We start from the raw sequence: 25881 nt of genomic DNA on the forward strand, positions 1-25881 counted from the left end.
ACCCGCACTTAATTCCGGCAAAACAAACGGTATCCGGAGAAAAACGGAGAAATAATTGCTTTTTTGTATCTAATCGGTCGATAACAGGCAGAAATGATCTGATTAGTTGCTTTTTTGCACTTCCTGTCCACGCTGCAAGCGCGAAACCTTCCGGTTAATGGGAAATCGCGCCCGTTGCACTTATGCACAAAAATGCCTACCGATACTTTCTCGACAGCCTAAAAAGACGGAGGGAGTGAGGCGGAGGGAGTGCCTCCGCCTTTTGTTGTATAATATATGATCTTTGTGTGATATAAGATAACGTAAAAATCCTGAATTGACAGAGGAACATCAAAGTGATAGCATGCATAGTAATAATAAGGTCAGATAATCTGACGCGAACTCTTGTATAAGCTCAATAATCGGGTTTGAGCGTATCTACAGGCAACCGGAAATTGCCCCAGGCTACAAGAGACATCGGCGCGGAGCGTTTGCTTCGGCTTGCCTGTCAACGGCATGCCGCAGAGCGGTGCTTCGCGGCGCTTGTCTTTTGCCGCCCGGGGCTTTTTGCGCGGGCCGGCAGCCGTCCGGCATCCGGCCAAAATCCTTGCGACGGGAGTGAAACGCATGTCCGAGCCTGGCGTCAAGCTGAACGAGTCGATCCGCCTTGCGCGAAATGTCATTTTGTACAAAAACGGCGATACGCGTTACGATTTCAAGCTTTACCCCTTCGGGGAACGGGGAACGTTCATTGAACCGGAGCTCACCCGCGAAATTGCGGACCGCTTGGCGGAAAGCGTGCTGGAGCGGTTTCCGGCCTTCGATTACCTTGTTTCCCCAGAGCCGGGCGGGCACACCTGGGGCATGCTCGTCTCTTATCAGACCGGCAAGCCGGTCAACATTCTTAGGCTGAGCAAAGAGCGGTACGAGGAATTCAAAATTTGCATCAAGCGGGAAACGGCATATAACGAAAACTACCTTTATTTCGACGGGTTTAAGGCCGGGGACCGGGTCCTGCTGCTCGACGACGTGATCAGCTCGGGCGCGACGATCCGCTGCATCGCGGCGCAATTTGCCGAGATGGGCGTCGAAATGGTCGGCATCCAGGCGATCCTGGCAAAGGGCGGCCATTACCGGAAGCTGGCCGAGGACCTCGGCGTCCCGGTGCGGGTTTTGGCGACGACCTAGCGCTCCCAGGGCTTCCGGACGGGAAGGCGCGGGACGCCCGCCGGCGCCCGGTATGAAAGGCGGCCGGCGGATCGGGAACGGAATACGAAAGAGCCGGCACGCCGCAAGGCTCCGGGCGCTCCGCTGCAGGGAAGACTGCCGCGGGGCGCTTCTTTTTTTGTGTCTGGGGAGGGTCAGCCGTGGTACAGTTAAGGAAACGGGAAGCCGGGACAAGTCTTCCCGACGGATCACGGGAGGAAGCCATGAACAAACCAATCATTCGCCTGCTGCCGATGGTGGCCGCTCTCATATTTTTATTGGTCGGATGCGTAAAAGGAAACGTTCACGTTACGGTGCACGCGGACCGGAGCGCCGAGCTGGCCGTTACCCTGGCGGTAAAAGAAAACGTCGCTTCGCGCTTCGCATCGGCCGAAAAGCGGCTGGAGGACGCCGCGCGGGAAAACGGCTTTGCATACGAGCGTTCCGTCTCCGGCGGTTCGGTCCTTTATACCATCCGCAAGCAATTTGCGTTCTCCGGGAAGCGCGAGGGCTTTGACCGTTTGGAGGATTGGGTGCAGGTGACGGCGGATAAAGGATTTTTCGGCACCGCTTACCGGGTGGAGGCTGTGCTTGACCCGCTCCGCGACCTGGACCGTCTGCCCGGCGGGGGACTGCAGGAGCTGAAGGACAACCTGCCGGCGTCCGGCCTGCTGCTTGGCCTGGTGGAAAGCCAGGTGGACTTCGAGGCGGGGATTACGCTTCCGCTGGATCTGGTGGGTGAGAACAACGCGGACCGGGATGAAGGACGCACCCTGGTCTGGAACGTGGCATTAACCGAGCCGACCGAAATCCGCGCTTCGGTTTGGGTGCCGAATCCCGCGCGAATTGCCCTGATCGTTCTGCCCCTTCTGGCGGCGGCTGTCTGGGCGGCGGTACGGGCTCTGCGCAGACGGAAAAAGCGGCTCGGGGACTAGAAGCCCATCCGCACGAAGATCTGGCCGTTTTTCTTGATGCTTCCAGTGAATTTATTCCTGTTAAAAAAGACTCAAATCTCGGACCGGTTTTGTCGATAAAAGAGTATGTGCCTCAGCATAAACGGCCGCCGCTCCGGGAACCGGTGCGCCGCGCCAGGGCGTCAGGGGCTTACTTTTTTTGAATGAGGTGCATCATGGAAATAGCGACAATTATCGGTCTGATTCTGGGTTTCGTTGCCGTTGTCGGGGGAATGATTCTCAAGCACGCTCCGCTGTCCAGCTTGGCCAATCCGGCGGCGTTCGTCATCATCCTGGTCGGGACGGCGGCCTCCATCTTTATGGCGTTTCCGATGAACGAGGTCAAACGCATTCCCAAGCTGTTCAAAATTGTATTCGTGAAGCAAAAGACGGCTTCCAAAAGCGATCTGGTTCACATGTTTACCGATTGGACGTCCATCAGCCGGAGAGAAGGGCTGCTCGCTCTTGAATCCAAGGTGGAAGAGATAGAAGACGATTTCCTGAAAAGCGGCATGCGGATGATTATCGACGGCAACGACCAGGATTTCGTCCGGGAAGTGCTGCTGGAGAAAATCCAGGCGAGCGAGGAGCGCCATAAATCGGGTGCGCTGATCTTTTCGCAGGCCGGCATGTACGCGCCGACCCTCGGGGTGCTTGGCGCCGTTATCGGTCTGATCGCGGCGCTTGCCGACATGAGCGAAATCGAGAAGCTGACGAAGGCCATCGCGGCCGCGTTTATCGCCACGCTGCTCGGTATTTTTACCGGGTACGTGCTTTGGCACCCCATCGCGAACAAACTGAAGCGCCTTTCCAAGCAGGAGATGGAAGTGAAGACGATCATGCTGGAAGGCGTGCTGTCGATTCAATCGGGCGTTTCCCCGACAGCCGTGTCGCAGAAGCTGGCTGTGTTCCTGACCGCTCCGGAAAGAGCCAAACTGGAAGCGAAGGAGGGCGGAGCCGGTGAGCAAAAAGAAGAAGCATGACGATCATGAGGAGCACGCAGATGAATCCTGGCTGCTCCCTTATTCGGACTTGATGACGCTTTTGGTCGCGCTGTTCCTCGTGCTGTATGCCATGAGTGCGGTCGATACGCAGAAGATGCAGGAAATGGCGCAGGGCTTTAACTCGGCCTTCCACGGAGGCAACGGGCTGTTCGATGCCAGCATCAACAAACCGAGCCTGACGGAGGTCAAGGACGGGCAGCCGCCGCTTGTGGAGACGGACGCCACGGACAAGAAGGCCGAAGAGGCCCAGAAGCAGTACGAAGCGAAGCAGCAGCAGGAGCAGGAAGACCTGGAGAACCTCAAGAAGCAGCTGGACGCTTATATCAAGCAGAACGGGCTCAGCGCCGAGCTGGACACCAAGCTGAATCACTCGCAGCTGATGATCACCATCAGCGACAATGCGCTGTTTGCGTCGGGCGACGCTGCCATTAAGACGGAATCGCGCCAGCTGGCGGCTTCCATCTCGGACATGCTTCAGCAGTTCCCGGAGTACAACGTCGTGGTGTCGGGTCACACGGACAATGTGCCGATCTCCAACAGCAGGTATTACTCCAACTGGGATTTGAGCTCCGACCGGGCGCTCAACTTCATGAAGCTGCTTTTGCTCGATCCGAACGTGGATCCGGCCAAATTCAGCGCGGTGGCCTACGGAGAAACGCACCCGATCGCCGACAACGGCACGGAAGCGGGCCGGGCCAAAAACCGGCGGGTGGAGGTTTCCATTATCCGCAAATACCAAAGCGCCGCCCCCGAAACCATCTCCGTGGAACTGGCGGGCAGCTGACCATATTGAAGCGAAAGGACGGGCGCGGGCGCCCGTCTTTTTCTTGCGGAATCTTGCGCACTTGTTGCGGTTTTCTGTTAAAAGCCGGGGGGATGGCTTATACTGGCGGTGTGAGGTGAAGGACATGGAGGAAAGCTTGTTTCGCCGGGTTTACGAGACGGTGGTGCGCCGCGAGACGACCTTTGACGGAATCTATTATACCGGCGTCCGCACGACGCGGATTTACTGCCGGCCGTCCTGCCGGGCCAAGACGCCCAAGGCGGAGAACGTCACGTTTTTCTATTCAATCCGGGAAGCGGAACGCGCCGGCTTCCGGGCCTGCAAGCGCTGCAAGCCGGAAACAAACGGCCGGCTGGCGCCGGATGCCGTGCTGGCGAGTCAAGTGGACGGCATTCTCGAGACGGACTATCATCGCCCGATCACCTTGTCCGGTTTGGCATCCGTGCTGGGGGTAAGCCCGTTTCACCTGCAGAAGACCTACAAGCGCGCCGCCGGACGGACGCCGTCCGAGAAGCTGGAGCAGGTGCGGCTGCGGGCGGCGCAGGAGCTGCTTCGCGGCTCCGCGCGGTCCGTGGCGGAGGTCGGAGAAGCTGTCGGCTACCGCAGCGCCTCCCATTTTTCCTCCTGGTTTCACCGGAAGACCGGCTGCTCACCCAAAGACTACCGGGCGCTTGCCCGAGAGGAGGAGCGCGCATGAACGCGCAGCGCATTTATTACAGCACGCTGGCCCTGAACGGCCAGCCGTGGATCATATTGGCCAGCGCCAAAGGCGTTGTCCGCCTGCTGTTTCGGGGGGACGGCCTGGAGAAAGCGTCCGGCTGGCTGGGACGTTTTGCGCCCGGCCACTCGCTGACGGAGGAGCGCGGGCTGTTTACGGAGTATGGCGTCGCCGAGCGGCTGGAGAACTATTTTGAAGGCCGCCGCGTCGATTTTGAGGGCATTCCGCTGGACCTGTGGGGAACGGCGTTCCAGAAGGAGGTTTGGCTCGGGCTCGCCCGGATTCCCTGGGGCGAGACGAGAACGTACCGGGAGTTTGCCGGCATGCTTGGGCGGCCCAACGCAGTGCGCGCCGTCGGGACGGCGAACGGGCGGAATCCGCTGCCGGTCATTTTGCCCTGTCACCGGGTTATCGGAACAAACGGAACGCTGACGGGTTACCGGGGCGGCCTCACGATCAAGCAGGAGCTGCTGGAGCTCGAAGGCATTCGCCATGTGGAGGCTGTGGGACATGCCCGCTTCCGTTTTTGAGCTGCTCCCGCCTCCCGATTTCAGCTTCCCGGCTTGCCTGGACTATCTGGCCCGGTCCCCGCTGGAGTGCCTCTATGCGACGGATGAAACGCATGTGACCCGTCTCCTTCGCATCGGGGGGAGAAACCGGCTGATTCGCCTGTACAGCCCGGACGGCCGTCTTCTGCGGGTAGAGCTGCCCGAAGGAGAAGGGGAATTTACGCCTCGGGAGCAGGAAGAGCTGGCCCGCTATATCCGTGACTGGTTCGACCTGGACCGGGAGCTGACGCCATTCTACGAACTGGCGGCGGCGGACCCGCTGCTCGGTCCGGTCGCAGCGGAATACCGGGGCCTTCGCGTGGTCGGCATTCCGGATCTGTTTGAAGCGCTGTGCTGGGCGATTGCCGGGCAGCAGGTCAATTTGACCTTCGCGTATCAGCTGAAGGGCAACCTGGCCCGCGCGTTCGGGGAAAGCGCCGTTTGGGAAGGCCGGACGTATTGGCGGTTTCCCGAACCGGCCCGGATCGCCGATTCGCGCGAAGAGGAATGGGCCGGCCTTCAATTCAGCCGGGCCAAAACCCGGGCGATCCGGGAGGCTGCTGTGCAGATGGCGTCGGGCGCGCTGCGGCGCGAGGATTTGCTGGCCTGGAACGATCCGGCGCGGGTGGAGGAACGGCTAACCGGCATGCCGGGCATTGGACCGTGGACGTCGCAGTATGTGCGGATGCGGTGCCTGGGCGATCCGACAGCCTTTCCGGTCGGGGACGTCGGGCTCCAGAACGCCGTCAAGCGGCTGCTCGGGATGGAACGAAAGCCGACTCCGGCGGAGCTGCGGGAAGTGTTCCTCCCATACGCAGGTTGGGAAGCGTACGCGACGTTTTATTTTTGGCGCACGCTGCAGGGGTGAAGACGGGCTCCGGTACGTCCGGTAGGGGAGCTTTCAACCTGGTTGGAGAAACGCAACGCATTTATGCACACGTTATACGGGAACACCCGCCTTGCGGCGGCTCAGCTTGTCGAGAAACCCGGATCATTTTAATGATCGCGGGTTTCTTTTGCGTTTGTCTCGTTGTAAAGGGGAAAAACGAGGGGATCGTTGCGTTTGTCTCGGCGCTCCTGGTGGGTAGCCATCTTCTTCATGTTCTATACGGCTGCCGTCGTCAGAGCTCCCCGTTTGTCTTGCTCACTCTTCCTTCTGCTTCTGCTTGCTTGGCTGAAAAATGCTAGGAGGGAGCACAAACCAACGACGATGACCAAAGAAGGAAATAGGTGCTCAACGACACTTATTTCCAGTGGTTTCTCGTTCCAATCACGAAATAATTTCATATACGCACTTATTTCTAGCTAAAGATACAATAACCGGAGAAAACGGGAGAAATAATTGCCTTTTTGCACTTATTCGATCGAAAATAGCCGATAAAGGGGTGATTAGTTGCTTTTTTGCACCTCCTGTCCCGCCTGCAAGCGCGAAGCCCTCTGGTTATAGGGAGTTTCGCACCCGCACCCTTTTGCCGGTAGACGCCCATCACCTTGCCGTTCTTTTCCAAATTACGGTGCCGGAGGGCGCTAATAGGGTCCGAAACCAGCGGCGGGCCGAGTTGGTTATGGCTCTCTGCTCCAATTGATGTTCGGAACAGGTGCCTTCGGTCAAAGGTTATCGAGACTTTCTCGACAGATGGTCCGCCTTTCGGTGGGTATTTTATATAATCCACTAATGTGCTATTTACAATAGTGTGCGTTACACAGTATAATCATTTCCAGGAGCTGATGACATGAACGAAGACAAGGACGCGGTAGCCGGCATGCTTCAGGAGTTGCGCCGGGGAACGATTATTATCGGCGTGCTCAGCCAGCTGGAGCAGCCGCAATACGGGTATTCTCTGGTCGCCACGCTCGAGGAGAAGGGAATCGCCGTCGATCCGGGAACGCTGTACCCGCTTCTGCGGCGGCTGGAAAAGCAGGAGCTGCTGGAAAGCAGCTGGGACACAAACGAAGCGCGGCCGCGCAAGTATTATCAGCTGAGCGAAGCGGGCCGGACGGTCTACCGCCGGCTGTGCGACGAATGGCGGAGCATGGCGGAAACGATGGAGCGGTTAATCCAATCTTAGGAGGGCGCGAGCATGGACTTGATTGAAAGGTATATTCAGGCCGTCAGTCAGCGGCTGCCGGAAAGCCAGCGGGCGGATATTGAAAAGGAACTTCAAGGACTGATCGAGGACATGCTGGAGGAGCGGACAGGAGGCGGCCCCGCAAGCGCCGAGGACATCGAAGCGGTTCTGCTGGCATTGGGCAATCCGGCCGATCTGGCGGCCAAATACCGGGGAGGTCCGCGCCATTTGATCGGCCCGGGCGTGTTTGATCTGTATGTGCAGCTCCTGAAGATCGTCGGGTTCTCCATTTTGCTCGGCATCACGGCGGTCTTTGCGGTTCGCATCATCGTTGAGCCGGCCAGCATTGCGAAGGATACCGCCGACTATTTCGGGACTCTTTTTGGAGCGGTTGTGCAGGGGTTTGCCTGGGTCACCCTGGCGGTTTTTTTGGTGGAGCGGGCGGGCGTGCGAATGGACGGGTACAGCTTGAGGAAAGAAAAGCCGTGGAGTCCCTCCCAGCTCCCTCCGATCACGGAACAGCGGACCAAAATCTGCTGGGGGGAGCCGGCCGTGTCGATTGTTTTTTCGATCTTCTTTCTGCTGATTCTCACGCGGTACAGCCACCTGTTCGGCGTATACTCCCAGGTCGACGGAAGCATTACGCCAATGGTCCCCATCTTTGATCCGGGGACAATCCGTGCCTACCTGCCTCTCCTTTACGTCATCACGGCCTTGTCGATCGGCTTTCAAATCTGGAAGCTGGTGCGCGGCCGGTGGACGATGGCCCTTGCCGTGTGGAATTTAGGATGCAATGCGGTTCAGCTCGTGCTCCTGGCTTTTCTTTTTGCGGACCCGGCGGTATGGAACCCGGATTTTATGAACGAGCTGGTGCAGGCCGGTATTCTTGCCTCCGGGAGTGAGGCCTATCAAACGGTTAGCACCATCTGGACCAAGGGAACGGAAGGAACGATCTACCTGATCGCGCTGGCGCTCCTGATCGATACCGTCACGGTCTTCTGGAAGGTCAGCCGGCGGACGCGCTCGCTGGAGCAAGCGCTGCGCGGCTAAGGAGGCGGATTCCACGGTCCGGGTACCGTTGCGGAAGAGGAGGAGGAAGATGGAAGCGGCGGTGTTTGCTTTTGCGGCGGCGGTTATGCTTGGGGCGCTGTTGTCCCTGGTCATCCGGAGCATCCGGAACGGCATTTCGCCGATGCCTTCCTCCGCCCCCGCGCGCCGGGCGGCAGTCAGGGAGACGGCGGCGGCGCTTGCGGGACGGGGGAACGTGGTCGAAGCCGGGTCGGGCTGGGGGGCGCTTGCGCTGGAGCTGGCCCGCCGGCATCCGGGCCTGACCGTCACCGGAATCGAGAATTCCCCCCTCCCGCTATTGGTTTCGCGGGCGCGGGCCGCGCTTGCCGCTCGCCTGCATCCGCAGCATGCTGCGAAGGGCCGGCTTTCCTTCCGGCGAGGCGATCTCTATGCGTATCCCTTCGGGCAGGCGGACGCGGTGGTTTGCTATTTGTACCCGGGCGGTATGCGGCGGCTGAGCGGCATCCTTGCGGAGCGCCTCAAGCCGGGGGCCTGCGTTGTCAGCGTCTACTTCGCTTTGCCGGGCTGGCAGCCGGAACGGGTCGTGACCTGCGGCGATCTGTACCGGACCAAGGTTTATGTTTACCGCAGGTGAACAGCCGTGCGAGGGAATGGGTTGATGCGCTAACAGGCGATCTACTTTTGGCCGATATAAGTTTAAAGCGGAACATCCGCTGCACAGAAACAGCCTCCGTCCGTTATGAAGCAGAGGTCGGGAAACAGCAAGAGATTTTACGGAAAGCGGGGACGCCTTATGCGGCTGGAAGAGCTGAAAGCGGCATTTCCGGAAAGGCGGAACGGGCGGGTCGTCATCGGCGCGTTCACTTACGGAACGCCGGAAATCAAATCCTGGGGAGAAGACACGTCGCTAAGAATCGGCAAGTTTTGTTCCATTGCCGACAAGGTGACGGTTTTTCTGGGCGGAAATCACCGCACCGACTGGGTGACCACCTACCCGTTCAATGGCCTTCATCCGGCTTTTTCACACATCAAAGGCCATCCGGCATCGAAAGGCGACGTCATCATCGGTCATGATGTCTGGATTGCCTCGGGGGCTACTATTCTGTCCGGGGTTACCATAGGGGATGGAGCGGTCATTGGCGCCAATGCGCTGGTTACCCGGGATGTGCCGCCCTATTCGGTTGTCGCCGGGAACCCGGCGGCGGTTGTCAAATTCCGGTTTGCCCCGGAGCAAATCGAACGCCTTCTCGAAACCTGCTGGTGGAACTGGCCGCTGGATCGGATCGAAGCGGCGGTGCCCTACCTGCAGTGCGGGGACATCGACGGTTTTCTGGATTGGGCGGGCGAGCCTTCCGGGTCATAAAACCAAACGAAAAAGCTGTCCTTCCGGCGGGAGGACTGATCCTGTCTCACAAACAGGGATCAGTCCCCGGGAAACCGGGGACAGCTTTTTTGTTCATGCTTGCTTGCGGCCGAGCGCTCGCTTTTGGGGCCGCAGCTTGGGCGCGATAGTGCCCGCTCAGGGAAGCAGCGCGCGCGTTTGCGCGGCCTTCGCCGGCAGCGGAGCGGCGGCGTACTGGTCGCGGACAGCCGATTCCATGTCGTCCAGGAGGCGGTTCAGGTGCGAGAACACGGCGCCCAGATCCCGGATGGCCGTAAGCGGAAATACCCCCTGCACCTCCGAGAACAACACGAGCTGCTCCGCCCGGGCCTGCTGGATGGCCTGCAGCAGCGATTTGCCGGGTACGGGCGGCCCGCCAAGCCTTTCTTCCCCGTAGAGCCGAATGCAATCCGCCGTGTGCGCGAACACCGGATGGAGGCGGGAAGCCATCTCGTTGTCGTAGGAGGGCAGCAGGGCCAGATCTTCCCGGATTTGCCCGGAAAGCGCGGCTATCGTTCGCAGGTGGCCCGTCGTGGCGGCAAGCTCCTTGATCTCAAAGCGGCATTTGTAATGCGCCACCGTAAAATGCAGGTCTTTCTGGTCCTGTGCGCTCTGCTCGAGAAGGGCGGCGGCGCGGTCCAGGGAAGCGGCGGCCTCGTCGCGGCATGCTTTGCCTGCGCCGGGAAGCAGGCCGTTCAAGGCTTCCGCCAGCAGCCGGGCGGAGTCGAGCGCCGCGCGTTTGGCCCCGGCAAAGCTGTTCGGCGGGACGATCACCATGTTGGCGAGGAGGGCAAGCGCCACGCCGATGGACGTTTCGGCGAGCCGCCACAAAACGTAATCGTCATGAAAAAAGGACAAGGCGAGCACCGAGGTGACGCCGATCTGCGTAACGGCCAGGATGTTGATCCGGCAGGCGGTTGCGGCGCCGATGCCGATCAGAAGCATAAGCAGGATGGACAGGGCGCTCAAGCCGAACAGGCTGCCGACGACCAGACTGACGACGCCGCCGAGCAGGACACCGATCAGCCGGTAGACGCCTTTTTCGAATGAAGCTTTTACGCTGCCCTGGGTAATCAGAATCGCCGCCAGAGGCGCGAAGTAGAAGTAACGGTCCCCGTAAAGGGAATGCACAATAACCCAGGACAGCGAAGCAGCCAGGGTTACACGGATGACATAGAGGGAAAGCCCGTATTTCTCCAACCGGGCGAAGACGCCGTTCATGTTTGCACTCATCCCTACTGTAAGAATATTTAAAATCATTCTTGTTTTCATTCGATTTTCATTATACCACGCGAAGCGCCCTCGGCTTGCCCGCATTCTTTACAAGCTTGTTAACATTTCGGCTTTATTGCAGCCGAACGGGTTTTAACCGCTGTTTCTCCAGGAAGGCAAGAATGTCCGGAAGGGCCCGGAGGGTTGCCTCCGATTCGTGCAGGAGAATGATCGAGCCGGCGGGATCGGACCGGACGACGGCATTCACGATGGCGTCCTTGTCTTTCGCCTTCCAATCCATCGGGTCTTCGTTCCACAGAACGATTTTCAGGCCTTCTTTTTCCGCGAGCTTTAGAGTGGCTTCGTTCTTGGCCCCGTAGGGAGGGCGGAACAAATGAACGGAAACGCCCGCCAATTGCTCCAGCAGCCGGCGGCTGTCAAGAATTTCGGCCTCTTGCTTGGCATAAGGCAGCTTGCTGAGGTCCCGGTGGTTCATGGAGTGGTTGCCGACCGAAAAGCCGGCCTCCGCGGCGCGCCGGACCTGGTCCGGGAACTTCTCGGCCTGCTGGCCGACGAAAAAGAAGGTGCCGCCCGCATTCCTTTTTTTCAGAAGGGCGGCAATTTCGTCCGTGTAGACGGAAGGGCCGTCATCAAACGTCAGCGCCACCGAGTCCTCGGGCACGTCAAAGGTCACCGTCCGGTCGAGGAGGAAAACCGGCAGCTCCGCTTCGGGAGGGGCGGACGTCTCCGCGTCCGCCGCCTCTGCTGCGGGCGGTGCGGGCGCTTCCGCCTTGCGCGGAACGGACGCAAGAAAACCGCCCGGCCCCGCTGTCCCGCTTTTGATCGGCAAGGCCGGTCCAAGCGGAGCCTCGGGCCTGCCGGCGGAAAAACCGGAAGGCGGTGCGGCCGGAGCCCCCGCCCCGCCGTTCAGCAAGGAAGGGGGCTCCGCATCGGTGCCGGAAACGAGCAATAGCGCCAGGCCGGTCAGAAGCCCGAGCGACAGCAGGCCGCCGGCCCGGCGTTTTCCCGGGGCACGGGCTGCCGGGCCGCGCCGCCCGGAAGCGGCGGCTTCGCCGCAGGCCGCGCCGCCTCTGTGTTCCGCCGCCGGCTGCGCTCCGGCGGGGGCCGCTGCGGCAAGCGGGGTGAGAAACGGCAGACGCAGCAGGTCGTCCGGAGTGGCGGCGTCCCTTAGCGAAGCGAGGGCGTCGGCGTACTGCTTTGAACAGGGGAAGCGTGTGTGCCGGCTGACGCCGCCGGCCGTCCGGGTATAGCGGCTGTAATAGCGCTGCCGGGAGGCATCCCACTGGACCCGGAACGAAAGACGGCAGCGGGTGCCGGGCGGCAGCGGAAGCGCAAGCGCAAGCTCCTCCGCCGTTTCCCGGTCGAGCCGCCATTTCACTTCGCAGCTCTGCCCAAAGGATACGTTCACCAAGGCGGCGCCGGACAGGGAAGAATCATGCTCCACGGCCAAAAGCTCCAGCCGTTTTTCGGTGTATGGAATCATCGGTCGTTCCTCCCGGAGGGTAGGTTAGTCGGCGGTCTGCGGAAGGACGGCGGATTTCGGTTTATCGGACTGGGAGAAAGAAAAGGTCATCCGTTCGGTAAAGTCGCTGACGGTTTGCAGAAGCTGCGCTTTTTCCTCCGCCATGCGCGCCTGCTGGCCGGCGAGCTGGGCGTTTTCGGCTTCCAGGTCGCGGATTTTCTCCTCCAGGCGTTTGGCTTTCTCCAATGCGTCCAGCTGCTGCCGGGCCAGCTCCTCGTTCAGCTTGCTGTACTTGGCCCGCTCTTTCTCCAGCTGGTATTTCAGGTTGTCAATTGCGCTGCCCGACGTGCTTTGAAAGTCCTTGTAATCCTCCAAAAGCTGGTCGTAGCTCATCTGCCGGCCCGTAAGCGCGTCTTCCAGACTGCGGATTTCCTTGTCCTTGTCCAGCAAAAGGCGATCCTTGGTGCCGTTGTCGGTTTTCAGCCGGTTGATCGTCTCGCCGGCCGATTGCAGCGCGTTTTCCAGGTCCCTCAGCTTGAACTGCGCCAATTGCCGGTCGTGAAGCATGTTTTCAACAGCCACTGTAAGCGCGAGCGCAAATTGGTCCTGCTCCAGAATAGACGGAGCGGGTACGGGAGGCGGGTCCTGCCGCGGCTGGTCCGGTTCGGCGCCGCCGGATTCCGGCAAGCCCTGTGTGCTGCCGGGTGCACCGGAATCCGGGCGGGCGTCCGCCGATTCCGGCCGTGCGGCCCAAACGCCTTTCAGCCAGCCTTTGGTTTTGGATGGGGATTGCTGTTCGTTGCTCAAGCTTTCAGCCCCTAACTCTGGGAATGATTTCATGTCTGTCCTATTTATCGGCCGCAAGGAGCGGTTCTTTTAGCAGGTGTCCCGGAGAAGCGCGTGGAGCGGGGGGGAGCCGAAAGGGATGGAGGCCGGCGGCAATGCAAAAACGGAACGGTTCCCAAAGGCGTTTCGCCCTGGGAAGCCGTTCCGCTGCCGGAAATTCGCGAAGAAGACCCAACCGGCGGAAAATCGCCGGTTGGGTCCTCGGAACGATCGAGAATGAGCTTCGGGGTGAACGGCCGGCTTTCGGCGCAAGGCGTCGGTGTTATTTCGCCGCCTGCTCCACCCGTTCCTCGAACCGCTTGACGATCTCGATGACGGTTTGCACCGCAAGCAGCATGTTGTCGACCGAAATATACTCGTATTTGCCGTGGAAGTTCTCCCCGCCCGTAAACAGGTTCGGCGTCGGCAGCCCTTTGAAGGACAGCTGCGAGCCGTCCGTACCGCCGCGGATCGGCGCGATCCTGGGCTCGATCCCGAGCGACTTCATCGCTTCCGAGGCCACCTCGACAATTTCCATGACCGGTTCGATTTTTTCGCGCATGTTGTAATACTGGTCCTTGATTTCCAGCTGCACGCTGTCCGCGCCGTAGAGCTGCCGGATTTCTTCCGCTACGGCTACCATGCGCGCTTTCCGGGCGAGGAACTTTTCTTTGTCGTGGTCGCGGATCAGGTACTTCAGCCGGGTTTGCTCGACTTCTCCGACCATCGTATTCAGATGGAAGAAGCCTTCGTAGCCTTCCGTTTGCTCCGGCACTTCGTTCTGGGGCAGACGGGCGTGAAACTCCATGGCCATTTTGGTGGAGTTGACCATTTTGCCCTTGGCGGTTCCGGGGTGGACGTTGTTGCCTTTCAGCAGCACGGACGCCTGGGCGGCGTTAAAGCTTTCGTATTCCAGCTCGCCCAGCCGGCCTCCGTCCACCGTATACGCGAAGGCGGCGCCGAACGCGTCGACGTCGAATCGGTGCGCCCCGCGGCCGATTTCCTCGTCCGGGGTGAAGGCGACGCGGACCTTTCCGTGCCGGATTTCCGGGTGGCGGATCAGATAGGCCATCGCGGTCATGATTTCGGCGATGCCGGCCTTGTTGTCGGCGCCGAGCAGCGTTGTGCCGTCCGTGGTGATAAGGGTATGTCCCTTGTACAGCGTAAGCTCGGGGAAAACCGACGGCGTCAGCACGACGGACAGCGCCTCGTTCAGCACGATGCTGCCGCCGTCGTAATTTTCGACCAGCTGCGGATTGACGCCCGCGCCCGTAAAGTCGGTTGCGGTGTCCATATGGGCCAGGAAGCCGATTGTCGGCACCGGCTTATCCGTATTCGCCGGAAGGGTAGCCATGACATACCCGTTGTCGTCAACGGAGACATCCTCCATGCCGATCACTTTCAGCTCCTCGACCAGCATGCGCGCCAGCGTCCACTGCCCGGCCGTGGAAGGACAGGTGTCGCTTGCGTCGTCGGATTGCGTATCTACTTTTACATAGGTAACAAACCGCTCAACAATCTCGTTTTTCATCGGCGTGATGGCCTCCTTCTTTCGTCTCCCCTCATATTATCACGTCGGAGGTTTCGCCGCATGCGCACCGGAGGCCGCGGCTTTTTCCGGCGGCAGGAAGGAAATGGGACGGCGGCCGCCGAAATAAAGCAATCGGTGTTAATATCTAGGCGAATCGCGGGGAGTAGAAGCTTGGGGTTGGGCCGAAGCTACGTACCTGCCGGTCCCCGGAACGGGCGGATACCGGTCCGAAGCCGGGGGCGCAAACGGATTTTCGTGCTATAATCAATAAAACCGGCCCGGTTCGGGTTCCGGGTTGTGGTGGTGAGTTTGCCGATGGAACTGCTCTTGGATATGAAAACGGTCATGATTTCCCTGGTGTTCGGGCATCTGTTTTCGATGATTCTGATTGCCGCCTACCGCCGGCATCACGCCATCGACAACGCCGTAAACACCTTTTATGCAGCCAAGTGGCTGCAGGCCGTCGCCTGGTGCCTGCTCGGGCTTCGCGGTGTGGCCGCGGATTATGTGACCGTCACGCTGGGGAATTCGCTGCTTATGCTGGGCGCTTCGCTGGAAACGATCTCGCTTGCGCTTGTCCTGGGGGCGTTGACGCCGGGAATAAGGCGCTTTTATTTTGCCTATACGCTGGGAGGCCTTGCCGGCTTTCACCTGCTGGTTCTGTTCTATAACGTCGAGTCGGTACGGATTTTCTATGCTTCGCTGGTGACGATCGGCTTTATCGTTTATCCGGCTTACAAGCTTTTGAAGGCCCGTCCCGCGTCCTCCCTGAAGCATGTGATGGGGTGGCTTTACGCGTTCGTAATGGCCGCGCTCGTCGGCCGCGCCCTGGGCGCTTTGGCTTCGGGCGATACGGTCAGCCTGTTTGCCGCCAGCTATTATCAGACGATGTCGTTTCTGGCGCTTTATCTGGTGATGATCCTGGGCAATACGGGCTTTATTCTGCTTTCCAAGGAGCGGGCGGACGCCGAATTGACGGTGCTGGCCGCCGTGGACGACCTTACAGGGATTTTGAACCGGCGGACGTTTATCGCGGAGACCCGGCGGGCGCTGGAGCGGCTTGGCAGACAGGGTGAGCCCCTTTCCTTCCTCCTTGTCGACATCGACCATTTCAAGGAGGTCAACGACACCTGCGGACACGAAGCAGGCGATGAAGTGCTTGTTCAATTTTCCCGGTCGGTAACGGCCGTGCTTCCGCCGGAAGCGTTTTTCGGGCGTTACGGGGGAGACGAGTTTGCGATCGCGCTGCCCGGAGCCGGGGAGGCGGAATCGGACCGGATGGCCGCCCGGCTGCGCAGTGCGGCGGAACGCGGCCTTGCGCCCTGCTCCTCCGGCGCACGGACGATCAGCATGGGGCTCGTAACGGTAAACGCCGCCGCCCGCCTTCCCCTGGAGGCCATTTACCGGCTGGCGGATACGGCACTGTACGAAGCGAAGCAAAATGGCCGCAACCGCGTTTCCCGGAGATACCCGGACGTGGTCGGCGAAAACTTACCTGAAGGATTTGATTCATGATGCAAACGCTGCACGGCCTGACAGCCCGCCGTGGAGAAGGGGGAACGAAATGCTAAATTCCTACCTGTTCCCGATCTCCTACGCCTTTGCGGGCTTTCCGTTCGCCGCGCTGCTGTTCACCCTGCCTTTTCTGTTGGTGCAGTACCGCCGGCACGGCTACGTAAACAAAACCCGCGCGGTTTTGCTTTATTTGTTTCTGCTTTATCTGCTGAACGCGCTCTTTCTTGTGATTCTTCCTTTTCCGTCGAGCATCCACAACGATCCGCCCCAGGCGGCGTCTTACATGCAGCTCGTCCCGTTCCAATTCATTCGGGACATTCTGCGGGAGACGGCCTTCCGTGCGGACGTCCCTGCGACTTATCTCGGCCTGCTGACCGAGCCGGCCGTCCTGCAGGTGGCCTTCAACGTGCTTTTGATGGTGCCGTTCGGCCTTTTCATGCGCTATTACTTTCGGTTCCGCTGGACGGCCTGTCTGGCCGCCTCGTTTGCGCTGTCGCTGTTTTTCGAGCTGACGCAGGTGACCGGGCTTTACGGAATTTTTGATTATCCGTACCGGCTGTTCGACGTGGACGATCTGATGACGAATATGCTTGGCGGCATGCTCGGTTATTTAGTAGGCGAGTGGATCGGCTCGCGGCTGCCCAAAATCGACAAGCTGGACGAAAAGCTGGACCGCTCGGCCAAAAGGGTCACGTATACGCGGCGGCTGCTGGCTTTTGGAATCGACTGGGTTATTCTGTTTCCCTTGCTGGGGGTGCTGATCCATTTTTACGGCCCCATGTGCTATTTCATCGGCTGCTTTGTCTATTTTGTCGCGCTGCCCTTTTTGACCGGGGGGCTGACGTTCGGCAAGTGGATGGTCCGCATCCGCGTGACGGGGCAGGGGGAGCGAATCCGCTTCAGCGAGTTGATTCTCCGGTACGGACCGCTTTATTTGGGCCTCGGCGGGCTGCATCTCGTCCTGCTGTACCTGCTGAGCACGGGCGTCCCGGTGCCGGGCATTATCCGGTTCGGCTATGTCTGGGCGCTGTTCGGGATCGACGCCGTACTCGGCTTCCAGCTTCTGCGCTGCCTTTTCAACCGGGAGCGAAAGCTGTTTTACGAGCGGTGGAGCGGAACCGGCCACGCCATCGTCTGGAAAGAAGCAAAGCCCGAAACGCCATGATAACGGCGCCTTCGGGCTTTGTTTATGAACGCCGGGACGGCGGCGTGCGGACCGCTCTCCCGGCATTCCCCCGCGAGCCGGGCCCTTACATGCGGTGGGCTTTGCGGTATTCCGAAGGCGGCAGATGAAACTTCTTCCGGAACATGCGGCTCAGGTAAAATCCGTTCTCGTACCCGCACGCCTCCGCGATCCGGTCCAGCGTCAGGCCGCTTTCCAGCAGAAGCCGCCGGGCGTGCTCCAGCCGGAGGGAGGTGGCGTATTCCATCGGGGTCTGCCCGTGCGTCCGTCGGAAGCGGCGCGTAAACTGGACGGGCGACAGGTCCAGCCGGGCGGAAAGGTCCTTCAGCAGCGTTTTGTCGAACGCGTGGCGACGGATCAGCTCGGCGGCCTCCCGCATCGCCGGATCGCCGGGTTCCGCCGGCGGGCCTCCCGGCCGGTCGGCTTCCAGGCAGGCAAGCTGCCACAGGTCCCGCAGAAAATGGCCGGCCCGAAGCAGGGCGGCCGGCTCGGCAGGCGAGCCGGACAGCCGCTCCAGGTAGTCGTAGGTCGAGTCTACCCGCCGCCGGTCCAGCAGCGTCAGCCGGCCTCCCCTTGGCAGCGGGATCGGCGCTTTGCCGTCTTCCGCTGCGGGCTGCCAGCGGAACCGGAAAAAGTGGAACGAAACGGGCTCAACCACCGTCCGGCGGAAGGCTTCGCCCGGCGGGCAAAGCACGAGATCGCCGCGGGAAGCGAGTCCCTCCGCCTCGCCGATGCCAAACCGGAAGCGGCCCCCGGCCACGGCAAACAGCACCCATTCCTCGTATACATCCGAGTCGAGTTGAAAAGCCGGCTTGGCCTCCCAATAGTAATGGGAAGTGGCAACCGGGTCGAGCCGGGCGTCGGGGATAACCATCGATTCAAGCCTCCCGGGTGAAATTATGGATAGGCACATATTAATTCCGTGCATGGCATTCGGGAATTCGCCTTTTTATAATGACACTATAACCTTTCGAATGAAGCTCTTTCAAGAAGCGGGGCGGAAATTTTGGATAAACGGGGTGCGAGCGAATGAGACGGGAAACGATTCAGGCGGACATCACGGTCGTCGGCGGCGGTTTGGCGGGGCTGAACGCGGCCATCGCGGCGGCGCGCTTGGGGCAAACGGTGGCGCTGGTGCATAACCGGCCGGTGCTCGGAGGCAATTCCAGCAGCGAGGTGCGGGTTTGGGTCTGCGGGGCGACCGCCCACGGCACGCACCGTTACGCGCGCGAGACCGGCATTATGGGCGAGTTGTTTGTGGAAAACCAGTACCGCAACGCGGAAGGGAACCCGTATTATTGGGACGCGGTGCTTTTGGACGCGGCGCGGGCGGAGAAAAACCTGCGGCTTTTTTTGAACACGGATGTGCATGAGGTGGAAGCGGAAGGGCCGGAGGAGGACCGCCGGATTTTGTCCGTCACCGGCTGGATGATGGGCTCGGAGCGGATGCTCCGGTTTGAAAGCGGGATGTTTCTCGACTGCACCGGGGACGGGCTGGTCGGCTTTCTGGCCGGAGCCCGGCACCGCATCGGGCGCGAAGCGCGGGACGAGTACGGGGAGGCCTGGGCGCCGGAGCAAGCGGACGGGATTACGCTCGGCAGCACGCTCCTGTTTTACACCAAGGACGCGGGCCGTCCGGTCCCCTTTGTGCCGCCGGCCTTCGCCAAGGACATCGCCGCGACTCCGATTCCGCTGCGCCGGGTCATCAAAAGCGGCGATTCCGGCTGCCACTACTGGTGGATCGAATGGGGCGGCGAGCATGACGTGCTGCATGAAAACGAGCGCATCCGGGACGAGCTGTGGGCCGTGATTTACGGCATTTGGGCTTACATCAAAAATTCCGGACGCTTTGAGGCCGATCATTTAACGCTGGAATGGGTCGGCTCGATTCCGGGCAAGCGGGAGTACCGCCGGTTTGTCGGCGATTACGTGCTGACCCAGAACGATCTTCTGGCCCAGCGCCGGTTTGCGGACCGGGTCGCGTTCGGCGGCTGGTCGATCGACCTGCATCCGCCGCAGGGCATGTATGCAGCGGAAAGCGGCTCGAAGCACCTGCACATGGACGGCAACTATCACATTCCGTTCCGCTGCCTGTATTCGGCCAACGTGTCGAACCTGCTGTTCGCCGGCCGGAACATCAGCGCCAGCCATGTCGCCTTCGGCACGACCCGGGTGATGGCGACCTGTGCGGTGATGGGCGAAGCCGCCGGGACGGGCGCGGCGCTTGCGCTGCGGCACGGCACCACGCCGCGCGGCGTTTACGATCGGCATCTGGAGGAGCTGCAGCAGACGCTGCTGCGGCAGGACGGCTCGGTGCTCGGAATCGCCAACCGGGACGAAGCGGACCTGGCCCGCCGGGCGGCCGCGAAGGCCTCCTCGACGCTCCGCCGGCTGGCGGTGGAGGAGCCGGAGGAGGCGGGGGCAGCGGGGGCGGTGCACCGGCTGGACGAGGATGCAGGGCTGCTGTTCCCCGTTCACCCCGAGCTGACGGGGCTGGAGCTTCTGGTGGACGCTTCGGAGGAAACCGTGCTGAAAGCGGAGCTGTGGGCGACCGGCCGGCCGGAAAATTACGTGCCCCATGCTTTTATCGCCGCCGGAGAAGCGCAGGTGGCGGCGGGGGAGCGCAAATGGGTGTCATTCCCGTTTGCCTGGCGGCCGGATGAGGCGCAAAACGCCTTTGTTATTCTCAGAGCAAACTCCAGCGTGTCGCTGCGCCAAGCCTCGCAGCCGCTCACGGGCGTTCTGTGCCTGAAGCGGAGCAAGGCGCCGAACCTGACGGGCGAGCCGGAGGAGACCGCGCCCAAGCAGCCGGTGGTGGAATGGGCGATGAGCGGGCTTCCGCGCCGTCCGTTTTGCTTCCGCGCTTATCCGGAGACGGAAGCGTACGAAGCGCGGGAAGCGGCGGGCGGCTACCTGCGGCCTTACGGCGGGCCGCACCTGTGGGTGTCCGAGCCGCTTGCGCCGGAGCAAGAAGCCTGGCTGGCGCTGGCCTGGAACGAGCCGGTCGAGATCGGGAAGGTGCAGCTGGTCTTCAATGACGACGTCAATGAAGATTTGATCAACCTGCACCATCATTTCACCCCGTTCCCGGTCATCCCCGAGCTGGTCCGGGATTACCGGCTTGAAGCGTATGCCGGCGGCCAGTGGCAGCTCCTGCACCGGGAGACGGGCAACCGCAAACGCAAGCGGGTGCACCGGATCGCCCGGCCGGTCCGGGCGGAGCGGCTTCGCCTGACCGTCGAAGCGACCAACGGCTGCCCGCGCGCCGAAGTGACGGAAATCCGCGTGTACGCGCCGCAGGGACAATAACCGAAAGGCCCGCCGCCCGGGTTGCCGGGAGCGGGCCTTTCTGCCCAAGCGTGTGTCTGACGTGCGCAAGCCGCTTTCAGTCCGCCAGAAAGTCGTAGCGGCGCGTCCACTCCATCTGGCTTCCGGGCTCCGCCGTCACGGCCACGAACACCTCGGGCGAAACGACGGAAGCGTGGCCCCAGAGGGCCAGCTTGACCGCGGGCGCATCGCCCGATTCGCGTACGGCGGCCCCGGTCGGCTCGTGGCGGAGCTCCCAGCGCGGGGAGAGGCCGTTGCCCTCCGTCCCCGGACGGAAACGGGAAGCGACGGCCCGCCCGGGGAGGAAGGCCGCACCTTCCGGCAAAGCGGGTTCCGCGGCTTCCGGCGGCGCAACCGGCATGGCGGCGTAGAAGAGGGCCGCCGCTTCCTCGCGCCAGCGAACCGCCGCCCCCTCTAACCGCAGGGGGCGGATCAGCCCGGGCTCCGGCGCCGCCGGCGCAAACGGCCGGGCGAACGAGAGCGTATAGCCGTGCCCGATCGGATGATCGCCGATTCGCAAAAAGTTATGGACGTATTCGGCGGTTTCGATCCGCCTGGTTCCGGTGTTCTCCAGCCGGTAACGGATTGTCAGCGAAGCGCCGTCCAAGGCTACGGCTTTGGTCAACCGGGCCGCATAACCCCGGCATTCGCGCGGCTGCACCGTGAACAGCGCCCAATCGGCGCCCGCCTCCGTCTCGATCCGAAAGGGCTCGGCGGGGTAGGGGCGGAAAAAATCGTAGGGCGTTTCATCGAGCCGCGTGAGAAGGCCGACGCCCCATTTGGGGAACGGCTCGCCGGGCGCTGCCTCCTCATACCCGTCGGGGGTTTCAAGCCCGAATTCCCCGCAGAGGCCCGCGCCGCCGCAGCCTTCACCAGCCTCCGGCGTTTCCGGCACGCAGAACGAAAGGCCGCTTTTTTTCAAACGCACCTGGGTGATAAAGGCCGTCCGGTCAAACCGGACCATGGTCCTGCCCGGACGCGCCGGATGATGTGGGGAGGCGATGTCTGCCTCCAGTTGATCATTGCTCAGCTTGAACACGGTGAAACCGCTCCCTCCCGCCCGTCTTATCCGAGCGTAACCCGGATGTCGTGCGTCTCCTCCGGGGCCAAGGCCAGAACAGCCTCCCGGGCCAAAAGCGCTCCTCCGTCCAACGGCTGGAAGGAACGGGCCCGGCCGCCGATCTCGACAGCGGTGACCTTATACCCGTCCGGCTCCAGCCGGGCGGCGTTGCTGTACACAACGCGGAGCTTCCGCCCCGCGAACAAGGCCCGTACGGCCGCTTCGCCGTTGCCGTCAAACTGCTCCGCCGCCAGCCGGGGGCGCAGCGCCAGATCGCCAAACGAACCTTTGACCCCGTATACTTCGGTCAGCAGGGTGAGCAGCAGCCAGCTGGCCGAGCCGGTCAGGTAGCTGTACATGCCGCGCCCTTTCTCGTTGATGTATTCGGGCACGCCCGGATACATCCGGCTTGCGGAAAAGTCGCTGCTGAGCCGGTAAACGGAGTCCAGCACCTTCCGGCCTTCGGCGGGGAGTCCGCGTTTGTACAGCGCATTGGCGTACATGACCGTCATGTGGCTGAACATCGCGCCGTTCTCCTTGTGGCCGAAGGCAAAGCCGAACGCCCGGCCCAGGTTTTGCTGAATGCCGCCGAACCGGCTGTTGAGGCGGTAGCCGATGCGCGGATCATACAGGTAGCGGTCTACGGCGCGGACGACGCGGCGCGCTTGAACCTCCGTGGCCGTGCCGCTCATGAGCGCAAACACCTGGCCGGTCAGCGTCATCCGCACGCCCTCCGGATGGTCTCCTTCCACGCGCTCCCCGTCATTATTGTAATAACCGTTGAACCATTCCTCGCCGTCCGCGCTTTGAATCCACTCGTTTTGGCGCAGATGTCCGGTCAGAAAATCCGCCTTGGCCGCCAGGTCCGCCGCGAGCAGGTCCAGCCCGACCGCCCTCCGGCGTCCGCTGATCCGCGTTCCGATGGCGTCATAGTAGCCGGACAGCCGGCGCCGCCGGTCCGAAACCGAAGCGTAGTTGATCGGATGCTCCAGGGTATCGAGCAAAATCAGCAGCTCCTCGGCCAGCTCCGCGTGCGTGCGGCCGGTGCGGCGTTTGATTTCTCCGGCGAGAGCCGCCAGCTGGCGCAGGTTGCCCGCGTAAAAGGCGGTGAACGCCACGCTTTCCCCCTTGTCGGCGGCCATGTCGAGGCCGTCGTTCCAGTCCGCGCCCTCCAGCAGCAGGTTGTGATGCTCCCCGGCGTGGAAAAAGGGCACCAGGTTCTGCACCAGCAGATGCTCCAAAACAGAACCCCGGTATTCCGTTCCGTCCGCGGTCCGCAGCACGCTCCCCTGCTCCGGCGTCCATTCGTTGTCCCGGTCTTTGCAGCGCCGGAGGAACCGGTCATAGAAATAAGGCTGTTCTTCAAAAAGGAAGCCGAGGTCGCCGCTCTGCTCCAGATAAAGCAGCGTGGTCAGAAGCGGCCAGGCCCCGTGGTCCATCCAGACGCGGGGGATGTTGTTCCGGTCCGCCACAAATTCGCCCGGCCGCGCGCCGATGATGGTGGCGTTGCTGCCGTCAAAGCGGACGCCCGCGAAATTGTTCAGGAGCAGGCTGCGCACGCCTTCCGGCTCCATCATCAGGAGCGCCAGGCAGTCCTGCCACAGGTCGCGCCAGCCGCGTCCGCCCCGGCCGTAGTCGTGATGCGGCAGGAAGGAGTTGCCGAACAGGCGGCGCAGCACCGGCTGGAGCGTCACCCATTTCATCCAGCGGTCAAAGTCGGGATCGGCGGATTGAAACGACACGGCCGCCAGCTTTTCCTCCCAGAACCGCTCGGTTTCCCGGAGCCACTCGCCAAAGCGCGAAACGGACGCGTACTCGCGGGTCAGCCGCGCAAGGTCGGAGAACCCTTCCGTGATGCTCATCGCCACGACATAAGACACCGATTCGCCCCGGGCCAGCGTGCGGTCCGCAAAGCGAAGCGCGCCAACCGCTTCATAGCCTTCCCGCGTTTCTCCGGGACCGGCTGCGGGGGACAGGTTGGCGACGACCGCCTCCGGCCAGTCCAGCGTTCCTCCCTCGCCGGTGAATTCCTCCAGGTCCGGAAAAAAGCCGGCCGGCGCATTGCCGTCCTGGTCGGCCCCGAACACGGCGTAAGCCGTCCGGTTGACGCGGTGCCCGCGCTCGTCGAAGGACAGGCTGGGCTGGACCGCCACCCCGTTTGCGAACGTGGAGGTCCGATGGAGCAGAGAGGTGACATGGCGGTGGTCCCGCAGATTGTCCGCGGAACGGCCGTACAGCGGAATGGCGGCGGTGGGCGTGATCGTGAGCGGCTCCGTTCCGATATTGGTCAGCGTCACCTGCATCAGCTCGACCTTGTCCGGGCTGGTCGCCGGAACAACGCTGGTGATGACGGCCTCCAGGCCCATTTCGGCGCTGCGCCGGGTTACCCGGTGCCACAGGAAGCCGGCCTCCAGCCGAACCTGCTCGCGCTCTTCCGCAGGCGCAAACGCCTTCGCGGTCTGCCGGGCGGACCTGCCTGCGGCGGACCAGGCACCTTTGCCGTCTGCGTAAACCCAGAAATTGCGGGACGCCCGCGACTCATGCAGATCTTCCGCCGACACGGGCGGAGTCAGAAAGGCGTTATGCCCCGCCTTGACGTCTCCGGCCAGCGTAGGGGTAACGGAGGACATCATGCCCGCTTCATTCACCAGGGGAAAATAAAGATAACGGCTGGCCCCCGGGTCCTCCAGAGCAAATCCGCCTTGGCCGTCTGTAAAATGCCACCCGGCGGGCGGCTTGCGATCATGTTTCATTCGGTATCATCCTTTTCCTGTGCGAGTAGGGACGCCGGTTCACGAAACCGGTTTCGATAATTCCATTATTGTGTACCGCCCGAAGTGTGTAAAGGTGCATATTTTTAGGCGGATACCCGTTTTTCAACCTCTTTTGCAAGCCTTCGCTGGCACGTGATATTTGGCATGGCGGGGCGCTGTTCCGCTTGCTAAGCTGATAACGACCCGGACAGGCTTCGCGGGGAGCCGCCGGCAGTGGAGGGAAGGGAGACATACGGAATGGGACATTTGGTCGCACAGGTACAGCTTTACCGGTTTATCAGCTATTGCATGGCGCACCCGACCGAAAAAAGCGTATTGGACGGCGGGGCGGGAGGAGCGAATCCCCCGCTCGCCTTGTTTGCCGAGCACGGCTTCCGCACGGCGGGGATCGAGCTCAGCGAGCCGCAGCTGGCCAAAGCCCGCGATTTCTGCAAAACGCACGGCGTGGAGCTGAACCTGATCCAGGGGGACATGCGGAGCTTGCCTTACGAGTCGGAATCGTTCGGCTGCGTGTACTCGTATAACGCAATTTTTCATATGGTCAAAAAAGACATCGACCGGTCGGTCGGAGAGCTGCTGCGGGTGCTGAAGCCCGGCGGACTGGCCTGCTTCAACTTTTTGTCCAAGGAGGACGGCTGGTACGGAGCCGGCGAGGCGCTTGGCCCGGACGAGTTCCTTCAGGAGGAGTACGGGGAAATGGTGGTCCACAGCTACTATGATGAAGATGAGGCGGAGCGCCGCCATTTCGGCGGACTGGACATTCTGTTCAAGGAGGAACGCCGGGTGACGCGGCTTTACGAAGGCGAAGTCCTGCGCCAAGGCTACCTGGACTATATCGTGCGCAAGCCTTGAGTTTTCCTCGCGGCCAGCCCGGCGGCCCGGGCGCCCCCGCCGATTGGGGCGCCCCCGCCGATCCGGGCCCCCATCCGGGTGCGCCTGCCGATTGGGGCGCCCCCGCCGATCCGGGCGTATCCGCGGGTCATGGCGTGCCCGCCGCAAACCGTCCGTTCGCCGCAGTGCGATCGGGCGGTTTTTTATTTGGTGCAGGGTGGGGAGCGGTTTGCAGCGGTCGGGAAAATTCTAACGGTTGCCAGCGAGCTTATTGAGCTTAAAACGAGCCTTTTCAAAATGTAACGGTTGCCACGGAGCTTATTTGGCCATGAGGAGGGGGTTTTTCGTCTTTCTGGAGCAAATAAGCTCGCTCACAACCGTTAGAAAAAGAGACAGGGGTTTTTTGGCCAAATAAGCTCCACCACAACCGTTAGCCACCCATGCCCTGGCGGGCACCACAGAAAATGAA

22 protein-coding genes and 1 riboswitch are annotated in these 25881 nt (G+C 61.6%); of the genes, 15 read left to right on the forward strand and 7 right to left on the reverse strand.

Going from position 1 to position 25881, the window contains the following annotated elements; genetic code table 11:
• Nucleotides 1-364 precede the first annotated feature (364 nt).
• A riboswitch (purine riboswitch) is annotated at nucleotides 365-467 on the forward strand.
• 139 nt (nucleotides 468-606) lie between these two features.
• From AC6I6H_RS04910 to AC6I6H_RS04960, 11 genes are all read left to right on the forward strand, one after another.
• Nucleotides 607-1167 (forward strand): phosphoribosyltransferase, encoded by a 561-nt coding sequence (locus AC6I6H_RS04910; protein ID WP_497952213.1) that lies wholly within the window; start codon nucleotides 607-609, stop codon nucleotides 1165-1167.
• A 242-nt stretch (nucleotides 1168-1409) separates the two neighbouring features.
• Entirely contained in the window at nucleotides 1410-2120 is a 711-nt protein-coding gene (locus tag AC6I6H_RS04915; RefSeq protein WP_497952215.1) for a hypothetical protein, read from the forward strand.
• A gap of 194 nt (nucleotides 2121-2314) precedes the next feature.
• Nucleotides 2315-3121 (forward strand): flagellar motor stator protein MotA, encoded by an 807-nt coding sequence (motA, locus tag AC6I6H_RS04920; protein ID WP_497952217.1) that lies wholly within the window; start codon nucleotides 2315-2317, stop codon nucleotides 3119-3121.
• Nucleotides 3099-3926, forward strand: a complete 828-nt coding sequence (locus tag AC6I6H_RS04925; protein ID WP_497952219.1) for a flagellar motor protein MotB — start codon at nucleotides 3099-3101, stop codon at nucleotides 3924-3926. Before motA ends, AC6I6H_RS04925 begins: the two co-directional genes overlap by 23 nt.
• A 124-nt stretch (nucleotides 3927-4050) precedes the next feature.
• The gene (locus AC6I6H_RS04930) at nucleotides 4051-4623 is read left to right on the forward strand and encodes a bifunctional transcriptional activator/DNA repair enzyme AdaA (RefSeq protein ID WP_497952221.1); all 573 of its coding nucleotides are present in this window, start codon (nucleotides 4051-4053) and stop codon (nucleotides 4621-4623) included.
• Nucleotides 4620-5174: a methylated-DNA--[protein]-cysteine S-methyltransferase gene (locus AC6I6H_RS04935; protein WP_497952223.1), complete on the forward strand. Its 555-nt coding sequence runs from the start codon at nucleotides 4620-4622 to the stop codon at nucleotides 5172-5174. Before AC6I6H_RS04930 ends, AC6I6H_RS04935 begins: the two co-directional genes overlap by 4 nt.
• Entirely contained in the window at nucleotides 5155-6060 is a 906-nt protein-coding gene (locus AC6I6H_RS04940; RefSeq protein ID WP_497952225.1) for a DNA-3-methyladenine glycosylase family protein, read from the forward strand. Before AC6I6H_RS04935 ends, AC6I6H_RS04940 begins: the two co-directional genes overlap by 20 nt.
• An 865-nt stretch (nucleotides 6061-6925) precedes the next feature.
• Nucleotides 6926-7261, forward strand: a complete 336-nt coding sequence (locus tag AC6I6H_RS04945) for a PadR family transcriptional regulator (RefSeq protein ID WP_497952227.1) — start codon at nucleotides 6926-6928, stop codon at nucleotides 7259-7261.
• A gap of 12 nt (nucleotides 7262-7273) precedes the next feature.
• Nucleotides 7274-8311, forward strand: coding sequence for an HAAS signaling domain-containing protein (locus AC6I6H_RS04950; RefSeq protein ID WP_497952229.1), 1038 nt, complete (start codon nucleotides 7274-7276; stop codon nucleotides 8309-8311).
• A 49-nt stretch (nucleotides 8312-8360) separates the two neighbouring features.
• The gene (locus AC6I6H_RS04955; protein WP_497952231.1) at nucleotides 8361-8924 is read left to right on the forward strand and encodes an SAM-dependent methyltransferase; all 564 of its coding nucleotides are present in this window, start codon (nucleotides 8361-8363) and stop codon (nucleotides 8922-8924) included.
• A 159-nt stretch (nucleotides 8925-9083) separates the two neighbouring features.
• Entirely contained in the window at nucleotides 9084-9653 is a 570-nt protein-coding gene (locus AC6I6H_RS04960) for a CatB-related O-acetyltransferase (RefSeq protein WP_497952234.1), read from the forward strand.
• A gap of 156 nt (nucleotides 9654-9809) precedes the next feature.
• Here the strand turns inward: AC6I6H_RS04960 and AC6I6H_RS04965 are convergent, their stop codons facing one another.
• The 4 genes from AC6I6H_RS04965 to pepT form a co-directional block, all read right to left on the reverse strand.
• Nucleotides 9810-10892: an FUSC family protein gene (locus AC6I6H_RS04965; protein WP_497952236.1), complete on the reverse strand. Its 1083-nt coding sequence runs from the start codon at nucleotides 10890-10892 to the stop codon at nucleotides 9810-9812.
• Nucleotides 10893-11016: 124 nt separating this feature from the next.
• A complete protein-coding gene (locus AC6I6H_RS04970) occupies nucleotides 11017-12387 on the reverse strand; it encodes a polysaccharide deacetylase family protein (protein ID WP_497952238.1) in 1371 nt (456 codons plus the stop codon).
• Nucleotides 12388-12411: 24 nt separating this feature from the next.
• Nucleotides 12412-13173 carry a hypothetical protein gene (locus tag AC6I6H_RS04975; protein WP_497952240.1) on the reverse strand — a complete coding sequence of 254 codons (762 nt, stop codon included), beginning with the start codon at nucleotides 13171-13173 and terminating at the stop codon, nucleotides 12412-12414.
• A gap of 301 nt (nucleotides 13174-13474) precedes the next feature.
• The gene (gene pepT / locus AC6I6H_RS04980) at nucleotides 13475-14722 is read right to left on the reverse strand and encodes a peptidase T (RefSeq protein ID WP_497952242.1); all 1248 of its coding nucleotides are present in this window, start codon (nucleotides 14720-14722) and stop codon (nucleotides 13475-13477) included.
• 315 nt (nucleotides 14723-15037) lie between these two features.
• Here pepT and AC6I6H_RS04985 point away from each other — a divergent pair, with 315 nt between their 5' ends.
• Together AC6I6H_RS04985 and AC6I6H_RS04990 are read left to right on the forward strand one after the other, a co-directional pair.
• A complete protein-coding gene (locus tag AC6I6H_RS04985) occupies nucleotides 15038-16237 on the forward strand; it encodes a GGDEF domain-containing protein (protein WP_497952244.1) in 1200 nt (399 codons plus the stop codon).
• Between the two features lie 49 nt (nucleotides 16238-16286).
• Nucleotides 16287-17402 (forward strand): VanZ family protein, encoded by a 1116-nt coding sequence (locus tag AC6I6H_RS04990; protein ID WP_497952246.1) that lies wholly within the window; start codon nucleotides 16287-16289, stop codon nucleotides 17400-17402.
• An 85-nt stretch (nucleotides 17403-17487) separates the two neighbouring features.
• Here AC6I6H_RS04990 and AC6I6H_RS04995 read toward each other — a convergent pair whose 3' ends face one another.
• Nucleotides 17488-18294: an AraC family transcriptional regulator gene (locus tag AC6I6H_RS04995; RefSeq protein WP_497952248.1), complete on the reverse strand. Its 807-nt coding sequence runs from the start codon at nucleotides 18292-18294 to the stop codon at nucleotides 17488-17490.
• A gap of 155 nt (nucleotides 18295-18449) precedes the next feature.
• On the opposite strand from AC6I6H_RS04995, the gene AC6I6H_RS05000 reads away from it, so the two are divergent.
• The gene (locus AC6I6H_RS05000; protein WP_497952250.1) at nucleotides 18450-20729 is read left to right on the forward strand and encodes an FAD-dependent oxidoreductase; all 2280 of its coding nucleotides are present in this window, start codon (nucleotides 18450-18452) and stop codon (nucleotides 20727-20729) included.
• Between the two features lie 76 nt (nucleotides 20730-20805).
• Here the strand turns inward: AC6I6H_RS05000 and AC6I6H_RS05005 are convergent, their stop codons facing one another.
• Nucleotides 20806-21786, reverse strand: coding sequence for a hypothetical protein (locus tag AC6I6H_RS05005; protein WP_497952252.1), 981 nt, complete (start codon nucleotides 21784-21786; stop codon nucleotides 20806-20808).
• Between the two features lie 26 nt (nucleotides 21787-21812).
• Nucleotides 21813-24560 (reverse strand): GH36-type glycosyl hydrolase domain-containing protein, encoded by a 2748-nt coding sequence (locus AC6I6H_RS05010; RefSeq protein WP_497952254.1) that lies wholly within the window; start codon nucleotides 24558-24560, stop codon nucleotides 21813-21815.
• A gap of 258 nt (nucleotides 24561-24818) precedes the next feature.
• On the opposite strand from AC6I6H_RS05010, the gene AC6I6H_RS05015 reads away from it, so the two are divergent.
• Nucleotides 24819-25433 (forward strand): class I SAM-dependent methyltransferase, encoded by a 615-nt coding sequence (locus AC6I6H_RS05015; RefSeq protein ID WP_497952257.1) that lies wholly within the window; start codon nucleotides 24819-24821, stop codon nucleotides 25431-25433.
• The last annotated feature ends 448 nt before the right edge of the window (nucleotides 25434-25881 follow it).

The sequence above is a fragment of the Gorillibacterium sp. sgz306347 genome (assembly GCF_059735245.1).

Excerpts from the sequence above, each read along its gene's own strand:
- AC6I6H_RS04910 (WP_497952213.1), top strand. The coding sequence starts at position 607 with ATGTCCGAGCCTGGCGTCAAGCTGAACGAGTCGATCCGCCTTGCGCGA.
- AC6I6H_RS04915 (WP_497952215.1), top strand. The coding sequence starts at position 1,410 with ATGAACAAACCAATCATTCGCCTGCTGCCGATGGTGGCCGCTCTCATA.
- motA (WP_497952217.1), top strand. The coding sequence starts at position 2,315 with ATGGAAATAGCGACAATTATCGGTCTGATTCTGGGTTTCGTTGCCGTT.
- AC6I6H_RS04930 (WP_497952221.1), top strand. The coding sequence starts at position 4,051 with ATGGAGGAAAGCTTGTTTCGCCGGGTTTACGAGACGGTGGTGCGCCGC.
- AC6I6H_RS04935 (WP_497952223.1), top strand. The coding sequence starts at position 4,620 with ATGAACGCGCAGCGCATTTATTACAGCACGCTGGCCCTGAACGGCCAG.
- AC6I6H_RS04940 (WP_497952225.1), top strand. The coding sequence starts at position 5,155 with ATGCCCGCTTCCGTTTTTGAGCTGCTCCCGCCTCCCGATTTCAGCTTC.
- AC6I6H_RS04945 (WP_497952227.1), top strand. The coding sequence starts at position 6,926 with ATGAACGAAGACAAGGACGCGGTAGCCGGCATGCTTCAGGAGTTGCGC.
- AC6I6H_RS04950 (WP_497952229.1), top strand. The coding sequence starts at position 7,274 with ATGGACTTGATTGAAAGGTATATTCAGGCCGTCAGTCAGCGGCTGCCG.
- AC6I6H_RS04955 (WP_497952231.1), top strand. The coding sequence starts at position 8,361 with ATGGAAGCGGCGGTGTTTGCTTTTGCGGCGGCGGTTATGCTTGGGGCG.
- AC6I6H_RS04960 (WP_497952234.1), top strand. The coding sequence starts at position 9,084 with ATGCGGCTGGAAGAGCTGAAAGCGGCATTTCCGGAAAGGCGGAACGGG.
- AC6I6H_RS04965 (WP_497952236.1), bottom strand. The coding sequence starts at position 10,892 with ATGAACGGCGTCTTCGCCCGGTTGGAGAAATACGGGCTTTCCCTCTAT.
- AC6I6H_RS04970 (WP_497952238.1), bottom strand. The coding sequence starts at position 12,387 with ATGATTCCATACACCGAAAAACGGCTGGAGCTTTTGGCCGTGGAGCAT.
- pepT (WP_497952242.1), bottom strand. The coding sequence starts at position 14,722 with ATGAAAAACGAGATTGTTGAGCGGTTTGTTACCTATGTAAAAGTAGAT.
- AC6I6H_RS04985 (WP_497952244.1), top strand. The coding sequence starts at position 15,038 with ATGGAACTGCTCTTGGATATGAAAACGGTCATGATTTCCCTGGTGTTC.
- AC6I6H_RS04990 (WP_497952246.1), top strand. The coding sequence starts at position 16,287 with ATGCTAAATTCCTACCTGTTCCCGATCTCCTACGCCTTTGCGGGCTTT.
- AC6I6H_RS04995 (WP_497952248.1), bottom strand. The coding sequence starts at position 18,294 with ATGGTTATCCCCGACGCCCGGCTCGACCCGGTTGCCACTTCCCATTAC.
- AC6I6H_RS05000 (WP_497952250.1), top strand. The coding sequence starts at position 18,450 with ATGAGACGGGAAACGATTCAGGCGGACATCACGGTCGTCGGCGGCGGT.
- AC6I6H_RS05010 (WP_497952254.1), bottom strand. The coding sequence starts at position 24,560 with ATGAAACATGATCGCAAGCCGCCCGCCGGGTGGCATTTTACAGACGGC.
- AC6I6H_RS05015 (WP_497952257.1), top strand. The coding sequence starts at position 24,819 with ATGGGACATTTGGTCGCACAGGTACAGCTTTACCGGTTTATCAGCTAT.